At 59.5% G+C, this 12,802-nt stretch carries 10 protein-coding genes; all 10 read right to left on the bottom strand.

Features of this window, described 5'->3' with window-relative positions; translation table 11 throughout:
• Positions 1-132: 132 nt before the first annotated feature.
• The gene (locus F6A13_RS15800) at positions 133-1,059 is read right to left on the bottom strand and encodes an EAL domain-containing protein (RefSeq protein ID WP_157293209.1); all 927 of its coding nucleotides are present in this window, start codon (positions 1,057-1,059) and stop codon (positions 133-135) included.
• Between the two features lie 16 nt (positions 1,060-1,075).
• Complete coding sequence (locus F6A13_RS07135) at positions 1,076-3,571, bottom strand: diguanylate cyclase domain-containing protein (RefSeq protein WP_049756718.1); 2,496 nt, start codon at positions 3,569-3,571, stop codon at positions 1,076-1,078.
• Positions 3,572-5,221: 1,650 nt separating this feature from the next.
• A complete protein-coding gene (locus tag F6A13_RS07120) occupies positions 5,222-5,428 on the bottom strand; it encodes a type II toxin-antitoxin system RelE/ParE family toxin (RefSeq protein WP_012536712.1) in 207 nt (68 codons plus the stop codon).
• Between the two features lies 1 nt (position 5,429).
• The gene (locus F6A13_RS15585; protein WP_225981997.1) at positions 5,430-5,750 is read right to left on the bottom strand and encodes a hypothetical protein; all 321 of its coding nucleotides are present in this window, start codon (positions 5,748-5,750) and stop codon (positions 5,430-5,432) included.
• The gene (locus F6A13_RS07110; RefSeq protein WP_012536711.1) at positions 5,734-8,220 is read right to left on the bottom strand and encodes a type IV secretory system conjugative DNA transfer family protein; all 2,487 of its coding nucleotides are present in this window, start codon (positions 8,218-8,220) and stop codon (positions 5,734-5,736) included. Before F6A13_RS07110 ends, F6A13_RS15585 begins: the two co-directional genes overlap by 17 nt.
• A gap of 10 nt (positions 8,221-8,230) precedes the next feature.
• Positions 8,231-8,887: a lytic transglycosylase domain-containing protein gene (locus F6A13_RS07105; protein ID WP_012536710.1), complete on the bottom strand. Its 657-nt coding sequence runs from the start codon at positions 8,885-8,887 to the stop codon at positions 8,231-8,233.
• The gene (locus tag F6A13_RS07100) at positions 8,884-9,186 is read right to left on the bottom strand and encodes a hypothetical protein (protein WP_012536709.1); all 303 of its coding nucleotides are present in this window, start codon (positions 9,184-9,186) and stop codon (positions 8,884-8,886) included. The genes F6A13_RS07105 and F6A13_RS07100 overlap by 4 nt, the downstream gene beginning before the upstream one ends.
• A gap of 10 nt (positions 9,187-9,196) precedes the next feature.
• Entirely contained in the window at positions 9,197-10,657 is a 1,461-nt protein-coding gene (locus F6A13_RS07095; RefSeq protein WP_012536708.1) for a TrbI/VirB10 family protein, read from the bottom strand.
• A 2-nt stretch (positions 10,658-10,659) separates the two neighbouring features.
• On the bottom strand, positions 10,660-11,655 hold the full coding sequence (locus tag F6A13_RS07090; protein WP_225981996.1) for a TrbG/VirB9 family P-type conjugative transfer protein: 996 nt from the start codon (positions 11,653-11,655) through the stop codon (positions 10,660-10,662).
• Positions 11,656-11,677: 22 nt separating this feature from the next.
• On the bottom strand, positions 11,678-12,793 hold the full coding sequence (locus F6A13_RS07085) for a TrbG/VirB9 family P-type conjugative transfer protein (RefSeq protein WP_054609015.1): 1,116 nt from the start codon (positions 12,791-12,793) through the stop codon (positions 11,678-11,680).
• Between the last annotated feature and the right edge of the window lie 9 nt (positions 12,794-12,802).

Below are 12,802 nucleotides of genomic sequence, written 5' to 3'. Positions count from 1 at the left end.
CCTGAATTTGAGATAACGGTTTAATCCATCGCCTAGCAAGATAATTTGTACCATTCTTTCTTATCGCATCGGTGCCATGGGTGGCAGAGTGGCCGGTTTTGCTCGGTTCTTCCACCGCCAAGGCGGCGTAGATCATGTTGGCTTCTCTGCTTCACAAGCCGGATTTCCGTCTTCCATTTTCTTGTACCAGTAAGCACCTATAATGGCCTGTTCGAACGCATTCTCCGCTGAATCTACGTCGCTCCAGTCACCATTGTTCGGAGAGGAAATCGACCGTTCGCCCATGGCCGCAATGGATTGGTGGTACTCCTGATGGAGTCGCTCCAGTCGTTTGTGGTCACCAATTCCTAATCTGCGGATATGGTTATGGCCAGGACAGATGGTAGCGTCGGCCACTGCCACATAGTCTATTAGATGGGGGGTATGGAGCATCGCTTTTTTTAGGGCATTATGGGCTGCGATTTGCTTGGCATAAAATCCCAGCAGACTGGTTGGATGCGGTCGACCATGGCAGGGGGGGCGTTGGAGAAATGCCTGCAATTCTGATAGCGGCATAGGTTTGGCGATGGCGTAGCCCTGTAGGAACTGCGCACCCGTGACGATGATCGCATCCAGAATATCCTCCGTTTCCACCCCCTCCACCACCAGATCCACGCCCATGCCCGCAGCGAGGTCCTGAATGGCACCCACAAAATGCAGATCCTGAGGTCGCTGCTCCAAGAAGCGGATAAAGCCTTGGTCCAGTTTGATCTCATCGATGGGAAGGTCCTTCAGGCGTAGCAGGGAACTATAGGCGCTGCCCACATCGTCCAGGGCCAGCCGGACGCCTAATGCTTTTATTTCCCGGAGATGGTCCAACGCCTTCTGCTGTTCCAGGAAATTATCTCCCTCCAGAATCTCCAGAGTGATGCGGGAGGGATCCACGGTGCTTTGGGCGATCATTTCCTCCAGGCAGGTGACGCAGCCTTCCGAGACGGAGCGTGGATCCAGATTGACAGAGACCCATAGGGACCATCCATGTGCATCCAGAAGAGACAGATCGGCCAAGGACTGCGCCAAGACTTTCCCGGTCAGATCAAGAAAGATTTCCAATCTGCAATTGCGGCAGGAACTCCGCCGGCGTCCAGAGGGTACCATCCGTATCCCGTAGACGTGCCAAGGCCTCGACACCGACCACCCTGCGTGTCCGGCTATCCAGGACAGGTTGATACCAGACCTCCAGAGCCCCAGCATCCAAAAGCTGTTGCCCGGGGGTGCATTTTTCTTTTTGTACTTCCTCGCCAAAAAGCACCCAGAAGCGCTCCCGGGCCGCCTTATTTGCCTTGCTCTCGTACATGGCCTGATCCGCCAGGCGCAGGAGTTTGTCCCCCGTGTCTGTATCCCCAAAGGGGTAAAGGGCGACCCCCATGCTCGCCCCGATCTGAACGCTTTTGCCATTGCTCAGCGGAATGGGGGCGGTGATGGTGTCCTCGATCTTTTTCATGATGTTGGCAAGATCGTCCAGATCCTCGAGATCTTCCACCAGCAGGACGAATTCATCCCCTCCCAGGCGGGCGACGAAGTCCGATTTGCGCAAGGCTTCGGACAGGCGTTTTCCCAAGGCCACCAGCACTTCATCTCCGGCCCCATGGCCATAGGTATCGTTGACAGGCTTGAAGCCGTCCAGATCCAGCATGCAGACCGCCAGGAGCTGGTTGTGGCGTTCGGCACGAGCCATGGCCTGTTCCATCTGGATTTCCAGGAAGCGCCGGTTGGGCAATCCCGTGAGCAGGTCGGTCCTGGCGATCTTCGCCTCCTGTTCCTGCAGTAAACGCAAGTGCTCCTTGAGGTCATGCTCGTCGAGACTATGGCCGAGCAAGGAGGCCAAGCGCTCACAGGCGGTGGTGGTATCGGCATCAAACACCTGCTCCGTGGAAATAAATTTTATAACGGCAAAGGGCGTCCCATCTCGCCATACGGGAGTCGCCAATGCCGAAACCCATCCGGATGTAGCGAGTACCTGCCCCCACGGACGATCTGCCTGTGAGGAGGAGAAATCGGAATGTACGATGGTTCTCTGCTCGCGCCATGCGCGCGCAGACATGCTAGAGGGATCGTCCACGTGGATTTGAAACGGTTGCATCATCTCGATCCCGGGACCCGCTCCAGCTAACACCCGCACCCTTCCCTGCGCATCGGGACGCACAACGCCGACCGTGTGAAAGATACCCATTTCCCCGAGCCGGGTGCAGGTGGTTTCCAGCATGTCCTGCACATTACGCCCCTGCAGAAGAATATCCGCTTCTACCGTCAACGCCTGATAGATATTTTGCAGTTTCTTTAGCTGTTGTGCCTGCTGTACCGACTCCGTCACATCCACCACGGTCCAGATGGAGGTCTCCTGATCGTCCAGCAATTTAACAAAGGCGTCGACGACTGGTGGGTTTTGATTGTGGTAGTGCGCAAGCATTACATGGCGGATAATGGTCGATCCCGTTTGGAGGAGTTCGGCATAGGCCTGTCCGATCCGTTCCCAGGTTGCCTCGTCGGGGTAAAACAACCGACTGCTTTGCCCGATCACGCGCTCTGGCGACAGACCTATCATGCCTGCTAGATGCTGGTTGCACTGCACGATTTGGCGTTGGCGTACTACCGTGATCCCCACCGCCGCGTTGTCCAGCAGTGTCTGGATGAGGTTCCTGTTTTCGCGCTCTTGTGTGATGTCCCGTTGCAGGCCGATGAATCCGGTCAATGCGCCCTGGTCATTGAGAACCGGGTCAATGTGCAACCGATTCCAGAACAGGGTGCCGTCTTTGCGCTGGTTGAGAATGTCTCCGGTGTAGGACTGTTCCTGCGCCAAAGCAATAGCAATCTGCCGGACTGTCTGCGCATCGGTCTGCGGGGCTTGCAGGAACTTGCAGTCGCGGCCAAGCACTTCTTTCATGGCGTAGCCGGTGAGCTTCAGGAAAGCCTGGTTGACATAGATAAGGTGTCTTTGCGGGTCAGCAATGGTGACGCCGTCTTCCAGCGCCTCCACCGATGCGCGCAAAAATCGCAACCTCTGCACATCCTGCAGTCGCTCCAGGCCCTGACTGATCTGGAGGGACAATTGTTGCAGTATGGTCTGCAGGGCGTCGTCGAATTGGGCTTCGTCGCCGCGATATACCGATAAAATTGCCCAGACCTTTCCGTCGCGGAAGATGGGCAGTGTTGCGCTGTCGGCCAGGCCATAGGCCTGCGCACGCTTTTTCCAGGGGGCCAGGAACGGCTCCTTCGTAAAATTAGTGCCAAAATAAACGCGCGCCTCGCGCCAAGCGCGAGCTGCGGGACCTTGCCCTTCCGGAATCTGCGCATCACTGGAGATGAACAGATCTTTGAGGTAGTCCACTTGTCCGGCAGCGGCAAGAAACTGAAATCGCCCTTGTGTATCTGGTCGGGAAACAACGGCCAGCTTCAGACCGCTTTGCTGCACAGCGATTTCGCATATGTGTTGCAGAAGTACTGACTCATCTTCAGCGCCAGAAATCATCTGATTAATCTTGGTTAGCAGGGCGTCCAGGGTGAGAAAATTAGCGGTATCTGGTGCTGTCATGGGGGATCTTTTGAAGTCGATGGCGGTTCAATTGGTTTGTTCTTGGTCTACAGGACAGGATGCATCATTCGGTCTTGTGGATGCTGTTTTCTCGTTTATTGAGGGCGTAAAGAGTACCAAACAACGAGCCCCATGATGAGCGGCTCGTTTTGTTTTGGCCGTTAAGGCGCGCCGGGACTTCCAGGGGGCGGTCCACCTGGTCCTCCCGGTGGAGGCGGACCACCTATAGGTCCTTGGTGGGGTGGCTGTTGAGGTCCAGGCCCTCCCGGTCCACCCTGTGGTGGCCCCCTTCTCGGACCAAATTGTGGTCCCTGTAGAGGTCCTCCAAGTCCTGGTCCTCCGGGAGGCGGTCCTTGTTGTGGGCCGAATCCAGGTCCACCCATAGGTCCTTGGGGAAACTGTTGAGGTCCCGGCCCTCCTGGTCCACCCTGTGGTGGCCCCCTTCTCGGACCAAATTGTGGTCCCTGCGGAGGCCCTCCTGCTGGTCCTTGCTGGAACTGAGCTCCTCCAGGTGGTCCTCCGGGAGGCGGACCTTGTTGTGGGCCGAATCCAGGTCCACCCGGTTGGAGACCCTGTGGTGGTCCCCCTGGGGGCCCAAAGCCTGGTCCACCGGGAGGACCAGGCGGGGGTGGTTGTGGTGCGCCAGGTGGAGCCGGTGGCGGTGGTTGCACCCCCAGATAATTAAAATAAGTGCCAGGTGGTGGCGGCGGCGGCGCACCAGGTGGTGGAGGCGGTGGAGGCGGTGCCCCCGCCGGCATAGGCGGGGGCGGTGCCGGATAATACTGGTAGTATGTCTGCGGGTAGTAGTACCACATCATGTACTGCGCATAGAGTGGCTGACTGTAATAGTTGGTATACGCGGAGGGTGGCTCAAAATAGCCATATTGCAGGGGCAAGCCCGTGTTACCGAGATTGATCCCGAGATCGCCCAGCATGACACTGAGATCAAACGGCGCAGCAGACGCCGGTATAGAGAGTGATAAAACCCCTAATCCGGCGAGGCCCATGGCGATACTGAGTACAATCGGTTTACGCGGCATAGCAAATCCTCTTTTATTGTTTTACTGGATAAAGCTGAACTTGTCCCAGAATGTTGCTTATGGCGCAGGAGGGGGTGGGGGCGGCGGATTACCGTAGCCATTGTTGTACTGACCAGGCCCCTGACCGGGAGGAGGAGGTGGCGGCGGTGGTGGATTGCCGTAGCCGTTGTTGTACTGACCAGGAGGGGGTGGGGGCGGCTGGTTGTACCCCTGATATCCATATCGACCGTAGGGGCCAACAGCACAGCCTGACAAAGCCAAAATACCCAAGGCAATCACAGCGATTCTTCCAGTTGAAATAGGCATGACATATTCCTCCGCATTTTTATCATCTATGAATATGGAGCGTCCTGAGGAATTTATCAACGAATATTCCGGGGCAGACCCAGACCTGGTTTTTCTATACCAGACAGAATTCGCCCTTCTGCCTCGTTGGATCGGCATCATGAGCGACGGATGGCCCGGTTTTGCGGGGTTCTCCGCCTGCCTGTGAGGGGCTGTTATGGGACATTACAATGAGGCTACTCATTTTGGGTGGAAACCGGGAACTCACGGCGGGCATGCACCACGTTCACGATCTCAATGCAGGTGGCCGTGACACGATAGAGCACTATGTAGTTTGGTGCGCGACGATCTCACGCAAGCCCGGCACGCGATCGCTGATGCGGTACAGGTAGGGATGTTCGGCAGTAGGCAAGACAGACTCTTCCAGCAGGCATTTCATACGCCGCGCCGTTGGCGGATTCTCGTTGGCGATGTAGCGAATGATATTCGCCAAGTCATCGCGGGCCGAGGCCCGCCAGATAATGGGTAACAACTCAGAATTTCCTTTGAGCAGAGGTTTCCGCTTCCGCGATGATCGCGTCCATTTCGGCCATCACCTCGTCATGCGGAATACTGGGTCGCTGATCAGCCAAGCTCGACGCGACCTTTGTACGCAGCCACGCAGTATAGCTGGCCTCCTGCTCGGCGGTCTCAAACTCGGAGATGATAGAAGGTAAAACGGCATTCATTCTGGACGCTCCTCTGGTATCGATCATCAGCGAGGGGTTAAAGAAAGCCCTCATGCGGTCCCTGATATCTATATTAGGCGGTTTTCCCTCTTGCAGGAACCATCCACCATCATCCGTCGCCGTCATCCCCCATCAACCCCCCGATAACGCCTCTCTCCGCGTCCCGCTCGGACGTGTCATATTTCCCGTCCCCCGTGGGCTTGCGCCCCGCGAGTGGCTTGCACTCAGCAAAGGGCTTGCACCCCGCGAGGGGCTTGCACTCTCCTGCCACGGCGTCCAGATCGCCAGCCGCCGCGGCCAATGCCGCCCTTTCAGCCTCGCTTACTTCCTCGACAGGATCCTGCCCTTCCGGTTTTTTCTCGATATGGGGGATGGGTAGCGTTCCACCCGACTCACCCAGTATGGCCTTGTAGTCTTTCCTGGCTCCGGGGATGGAATCGCTCTTCTCTGGCCACCGAATGGATGCACGCTCGAGCCATTCCGGGTTCTTGAAATAGAGCAGCTGCTGTCCATAGATGGGATGAAAGCCCGCCGCGAATACCAGCATATCGCCCGGGGTCTGGATATTGGCACCTTCCTTTTCCGGTCCCCGCAAGGTCATGACCTCATCCGCCGTCAGCAGGGGGCGGGACTGGTAGCTGAGGCTCGTCGAATAGCCCTTGTTCTGACCGAACAGGGAGCCGTCAAAACTCTGGTTGTCGTTTTCCATGGTCACCGTACGGGTGCCCAGCATGTCGGAGATCCACTTGGCCGTCTCGACCTGGTTGGGCGCGTAGGCCGCCCGGATGTGGCAGTTGCCGATGATGGTCTTGGCCCCGGCCTTGCCGTAGCCGTGGCCTTCATCTTCCAGCTGGGCGATATCCTGGGTGATGAGGTACAGCTTGACGTTGTAGCCTGCGAGGAAGGCGATGCTGTCCAGGAACACATCGAGTTTGCCCAGGCTCGGGAATTCGTCGAGCAGCAAGAGCAGCCGATGCTTTCCCTTGGCGACGATTCGCCCGTCTTTCGCTTCCAGGCGTTCTTCCGCGGTGAACTGGGAGGCAATCTGGTTGAGCACCAGACGAATGAGGGGCTTGAGCCGGTTCTTGTCTTCCGGACTGGTGACCAGGTACAGGGAGACGGGTTGTTCGGCGTCCTGAAGGTCGGCGATGCGAAAGTCCGAATACTCGGTCCACTTCGCGACGATGGGATCGCGGTAGAGGGACAGGAAGCTCATCATGGTCGAAATGACGCCCGATTTTTCATTCTCGGCCTTGTTCAGCATCTCCCGCGCGGATTGCGCGATGACCGGATGGACCCTGGAGCACTGGCCGTTGCCGTCCCTCCAGCCATATTGCTCATCCGGGTCATGCTCCGTCTGCATCATGCGCTCAAAGGCTACGTCCACGCTTTCCAGCGTGGGATCGTTGAGGTAGGCGGCGACGCCCCGCAGGGTCTTGTCCGGCATGGCGTAGAGCACATGCAGGATGATGGACGTGAGCAGGGCAAAACCGGTTTTCTGCCAGTGATCGTTCAGGCCCTTGCCATCCGGGTCCACGATCATCGTGGCAATGTTCATCACGTCCTTGACTTCGTATTGGGTTCCGACACGCACCGCGTCCAGCGGGTTGAAGTGGCAACCTTCTTCGGATACCGATCCCGGTGAAAACTTCAGGATGTGGTGGCCCATGGCCTTGCGATAGCCCGCCGTCAGGTTGAAGTTTTCCCCCTTGATGTCATGCACGACCACCGAGTCCATCCAGCCGTCCAGCAACGTGGGCAGCACCAGGCCCACGCCCTTGCCCGACCGGGTCGGGGCAAAGACCAGGATGTGTTCCGCTCCAGTGTGCTGGAGTGGAGTGGCCGCGCCGTTCTCGACGAAGGCCCCCACATAGCAGACATGGGGGGAGTCGAACCGGTCGAAAACCGTCGGCTCCGGGATCTCCGACAGGCGTTTCTTCTCCCTCTCCGCCCTCCTCTTCCGCCACTCGGCGGCCTCCTTTTTCCGCTTTTCCTGCCGGTCGTTCCAGCGGGCCCAGTCGGAACCTCCCTTGAGCCCCTTTGCAGGGTGTAAGCCCTTTGCAGGGTGCATGCCCTTCGCAGGGTGCATGCCAAGCCAGGGGCGCAGGGAGTCCATTACCGTCTTTGGCGGTGGAGAAGGCAGGAGCGCCGCCCGGATCGCATCACTTTTACCCGCCCAATGCGCTGAGCCATGCACAGGATTGTCCAGGACGGCTTTTTGCGCGTCCTTGTGCTTTTTCCCAAGTATCCCCGCCGTGAGTATGCCCAGCACCACGGCCGGCAGACCGGCGTCATAGAACGCCTGATGAATCACTGGATAGTGGATGTTCAGGATCATCGGCCGCAGGAACGGCAGGGGATCATATAGCCGCCAGCCGTAGGGCAATGCGATGTAGGCATGCGCCTTCTGGATGAAATCATCGGTCCACTGGTAGCCGGGAAACACGTCCCTGGCCACATAGGATATGCCCAACGTGTAACCGAGAACGCCCGCCGCAACGCCGGCGAGCGTCGTCTTGAGCCTGCCGCCCCGGGCGAGGCGCTGGACCTTGTAGTCGGAGACGGATCTGTCAGGGGCGTGGATCTTTTCTGTCATCTCGGCATCCTTATGGGAGAACCGGCCAGGAGTGGGAGTCATCTGATGGTCCGCTGGTTACCGCCTGAGGCGATTTTGCCTGCCACCGAAATTGGGGAAAGGGATTGCTCGGCAGTGCCGCGTTACCCTGGTTGCCCCAGGAGACGGTGCGCAATCGGCCGTAAGCGACAGGCTTGCGGCCGGCAGGCTTGCAGCCGGCAAGCTTGCAGCCGGCGGACGTGGGTACTCCAGCGGCACCCAGTATCCGGTTGGCATATTGGGCATCGCCCCGGAGCCGCCCGGAGTTGTACGCTTCAAAGGCGTGATAGAGCGCTTGTTGACCCCGGTAGCCGCTGGACAGCGCCTGTTGCCAATCCATGTGCAGGATCTCGCCGCCAGCCCGAAGGTTGGCGCAGGCATTGAAGGCGTTCCGGGGCCTGAGTCCGAAGGCGGCGAAGTTCCCGGTATCCACCTGGGCCAGCCCCACGTCGACCCGCTGACCTGCGGCCATGGCGTGCCGCAAATACCGGATGGCCTGAGCCCGGCTGCCGGGAATGACCATGCTCTGCGTGCTGTTGTTCCACATCGCCAACGGATTGCCCCCGGACTCCACCCGCACAATGGCGGCCATCGTCGAGGGTGCGACCATGGGGGCGCATTCCGCGTTAATCTGGGAGAGTAAAATCATCGCGAACTCCGTGACGATGCTGGGCGGGCATCTTCCGATTCCAGAATCCGATCGATCAGCGCGGAGACGCTCCATCTGCTTCCCTGAAAGCATTGCAGTCGTTCCAGCACGTCGGCAGGCAGGGTGATCGACATGGGGCGAAGGTGGCGCCCCGGGTGCTGTTTCTCCCGGCGCCGGGCCAGATCCTGCAGGCCCTCATCGGACAGGGAGCGCACTTTCTGTGTCACAATCGCCGTTCGCCTTGCCGGCGGAAGCCCTGCGCAATCGTGCTCTGTCCGAATAATGATGCTTCCGCGCATTTTTCGCTCCTTACCCCTTCGCAGGGTGCAACCCCTTGGCAGGGCGCAGCCCCTTGGCAGGGCGTAACCCATAGGGATTGAGATTCGGCCCAAGCGCCTGGTCGACCATGGCCGATCCCGTCTGCATGGCCGGGTCGTAGGGGCCGGGGAAGACCATGTCATGCGCCACCACCACCGAGAACAGATAGCCGGTGGGAATGGTGATCGTGGGTGCGATGTCGATGTACTTTTCCAGCAGCTGGGATTCGGCTTCCCCAAAGGTCTGTGCCAGGGCTTGCTCGCTGTCCTGAAGCGCCACATTCCCGGACATCTGGCCTGTCACACTGGTCGATGTGGACGGAGAAGCAATCGCCATCCCGGCATCCACGATCGACATCAATAACGCATTCTTGAAGATCAGCCAGGTGTGGTCATTGACCTCCCCGGCGAAGCCGGCGTATCCAGCACCACCTGCCCCTTCGTATCCCGGCAGGTTCATGGTGGTGCCGTTCGGAAACTCGATGCGCGTCCAGGCAACGGCCAGCCGGTTGATGCCCAGGGCCGTCTGTGTGTCATAGGTGCCCACCAATTTGGCGCCGGCAGGGATCAGGAGCGTTGCCCCGTTCACGGACGAATAGACGTTCTGGCTGACCACCGCCGTGATCTCTCCCGGCAGATAGCTCTTGATGCCCGTCTGCAAAACGGCGGGAATGACCGACCCGGAAAGAATCTCGTAGGGGCTCGTCTCCCGGGTCACCAGGGACGGCGGGGTCTTCTTCTTTGTTTTCTTCGCTGCCGACGGTTCCGCGTCCGGCAGGGATGCTCCCGGCAGGGATGCACCCGGCAGGGCCGTAGGGAGAACTGTCGGAGTCTGTGCGGATGGCGTTGACTCCGGCGTTTTCCAGGCAAGGCCCTCACCGGCCCCGCTCCCGGCGCTTCCCGTACCCAGGGCGGACGCGAAGGCGGCGTCCTGCGTTGCGTAGGGATTCTTTTTGGGCACTGTGGACGCTGGAGCCTTCGCTGGATGAGACTGGTCAGCATCACTGTTCGTGGCCGCGGTTGCCGACGTGTCCGACGCCCCTCCAGGCACGGTGGGCTTGTGGACCTGCTTCCGGTGCGCAGGGGCGACCGGTGCGCCAGTCCCGCTCGCCGGCTGGATAGTTTTGGCCTGCACCTGCGGCTTGGCGTTCCCGAACATCGGGTGACTTTGCAGATACTCATAGCCGCCATAGGCGCCCAGTCCGACCACCGCAGCCGCAATATAGAGCGGCGTCCGCTTGATGCGCGTCGCCATCCGGTCCCTGTCCGGCTTGACCTCGATCCCGGGCTGACTGACTTGTGGGCCTTGCGGCCTGCTAGGGCCTGGCTGCCCGCAAGGGTCTTGCTGCCCGCCAGGGCCTTTGCGGCTATCCCCGGCGGGCTGTTGCCCTGCCGGGAGCAGCCCTTTCTTTTTCTGGAGCAAATCGGAGAAAAAGTCTTTGCCGCTTTTCATGGCTACGCTCCTGCCTCGTTCGTGAGGCGAATTTCGGCCAGGTGATTCCAGTTGCCCGTGAGCAGATCGATGCGGTAAGGGACGGCCCCCACGGCCAGCGTGTGCCCTTCCATGCGGTAGCCCACCAGCAAGGATTTGCCTGCCTGGTTGCGCACCAGAACCATCGGGGTTTTCCCTGTGGGCAGGCGGATATAGGTCATCCTGTCCTTGATGTCGCTGACCACGCTGATCGGCTGGACAGGCTTGCAGTCGCCCGTGAAACACTGCATTTTCCAGTCGAGATCGGCATGTGTGGCATTCACAGGTGGAGTATTGGCATGCGAAGCATGGGCGATGGGGGCCGTGGCCTGCCTGTCCTGGTCGCGTGTACCCACTTCCCTGGATTGGGGGAAATCGTGAGGGACGCGATAGAAGGACAGAACCGGCGTAAACCGGGAGGTACCGCTGACCAGGCCCACGGTGTACGTCAACGGATAGCCATGAGGGCTGGTCGCCACGATCTGGATACTGCCTTTGAGTCCGGCAAAGCGGGGCATGATTTCCAGAATGGGATGTCTGCCGGCTGCAAGCCTGCCGGCCGCAAGCCCGCCGGCGGCGGTCTCCTTCACAACCCACTCGGCACGTGGGGCGCCGACCAGAGAGACCGGCTTGACGCCCTTCCCCAGAATGACCACGGAGAAGTTGCCAGGGGCGGTCTGAAGCACCGGCAGGACTTGCCCCAGTGGCACGATGACCTCTCCGCCAGGGCGCGTGAATACGGGGAGCTGCGAGAGCGTGCCCAGGGCAAAGGCCCGCACCGATTGTTGCTCCACCGCCCGGATGGGTTCGCCATAACGGATGTTCAGACTGTGCCGAAAAATCTGGGCGGTGTTCACCGTTCCGGCAATTGGCGCGGACTGTCCGGCAACTCCTGGCACCTTCACCGTGGATGCCATGGAAGCGGGTACGCTTGCTGCCATGGCAATCGTGGCCATCATCAATACAGACCGTTTTTTCATCGTTTTTGCCCCGTAGCGCATGTTACTTCCCCTCCTGATGGATGGTGACCACCTCAGAACCCAGCCGTAACAGGATCTCGGCAGGAACTGAATCGACGACATAGGTGTTGCCCCGGATCTGGGTATCGACTCCGATCAGGTGTCCGCTGGCATTGCGGGCTTGCAGGATGGGAAAGCCCCCATGGCTCGCCAGCCCCTGGGGCATGTCGATGAAGGTATGGGTCCCATCGTCATACACGCGCAATGGACGGATCGGTTTGCAGTCGCTGGAACGGAACCATCCGCCGCCACCGCAATGAATGGACCAGCGAAGATTGACGTGGTTGAGACGGATATTGGGCAGAGGCAGTACATTGCCTTTATGGTCGGCAGCCGACTGATCCGTTGGTGCGTTGTCTGCCGTCCGCGAGTCTGCTGACTGCAAGTCTGTTTTCCAGGAACGGACCTCGCCCCCGCTATCCTCGATCTTCAGGGCGGGAATGTAGCGTACCGCGTCACTGACCAGACGGATTTCATAGTTGATGGGCCTGCCCTGGTCGGTTGCGGCTACCACGATGTTTTGGTGGAGACCCTGGAATTTCGGGCTCAGGAAGATTTCCGGCTGTTTCCCCACCAGCGCCTGCTGCACATTCCATTCCGACTTGCTGACGCCGACGGTCGTCACGGGCCTGACACCGTCGGGCAGCTCGATGATGCAGGTGTGCAGCGGCGAGCAAACCAGCACGGGCCGACCGGCCAAGCTGTCGACGGTTCCGTTCGCGCCACTGATTACCGGAAGAGTGTTATCCATTGCCTGGGACGCCGTCAGCGACTGACGTGCCAACGCTCTGGTTGCAGCACTTTCTGGGCCTTCGGGCGGGGTGGCGATGGACTGTTGCCACACCTGCACCGCCGCTATCCGCTCGGCGGCCTGCGGGGAGATGGCCGGGACCTTCTGGCGCGCAGATGTGGTGCCGCCAGATGCGGATGGTGTCGTGGACGGATGGGCGGAACCGGTTTTCGTCCCTGCAGGCTGTATTGGTGGTTTTCCCTGCAGCGAACCGATCGGCTTCACCGCAGGGAGTCCAGCATCCACGCCGGCCAACGCCAATCCAGGAAGGACGGCGAGCCCCAAAGAAAGCCATGTCTTGGTTTTCATGTCATCTTC

This window comes from Acidithiobacillus sp. 'AMD consortium', assembly GCF_008926505.1.
Classification (GTDB): Bacteria; Pseudomonadota; Gammaproteobacteria; order Acidithiobacillales; family Acidithiobacillaceae; genus Acidithiobacillus; species Acidithiobacillus ferridurans.
The sequence above is the reverse complement of the archived record's forward strand: the minus strand, read 5'-3'. Positions and strand labels throughout refer to the sequence as shown.

Coding starts and splice junctions, on each gene's coding strand:
- F6A13_RS07135 (WP_049756718.1), bottom strand. CDS start 3,571: ATGACAGCACCAGATACCGCTAATTTTCTCACCCTGGACGCCCTGCTA.
- F6A13_RS15585 (WP_225981997.1), bottom strand. CDS start 5,750: ATGACGGCGACGGATGATGGTGGATGGTTCCTGCAAGAGGGAAAACCG.
- F6A13_RS07110 (WP_012536711.1), bottom strand. CDS start 8,220: ATGACAGAAAAGATCCACGCCCCTGACAGATCCGTCTCCGACTACAAG.
- F6A13_RS07105 (WP_012536710.1), bottom strand. CDS start 8,887: ATGATTTTACTCTCCCAGATTAACGCGGAATGCGCCCCCATGGTCGCA.
- F6A13_RS07100 (WP_012536709.1), bottom strand. CDS start 9,186: ATGCGCGGAAGCATCATTATTCGGACAGAGCACGATTGCGCAGGGCTT.
- F6A13_RS07095 (WP_012536708.1), bottom strand. CDS start 10,657: ATGAAAAGCGGCAAAGACTTTTTCTCCGATTTGCTCCAGAAAAAGAAA.
- F6A13_RS07090 (WP_225981996.1), bottom strand. CDS start 11,655: ATGAAAAAACGGTCTGTATTGATGATGGCCACGATTGCCATGGCAGCA.
- F6A13_RS07085 (WP_054609015.1), bottom strand. CDS start 12,793: ATGAAAACCAAGACATGGCTTTCTTTGGGGCTCGCCGTCCTTCCTGGA.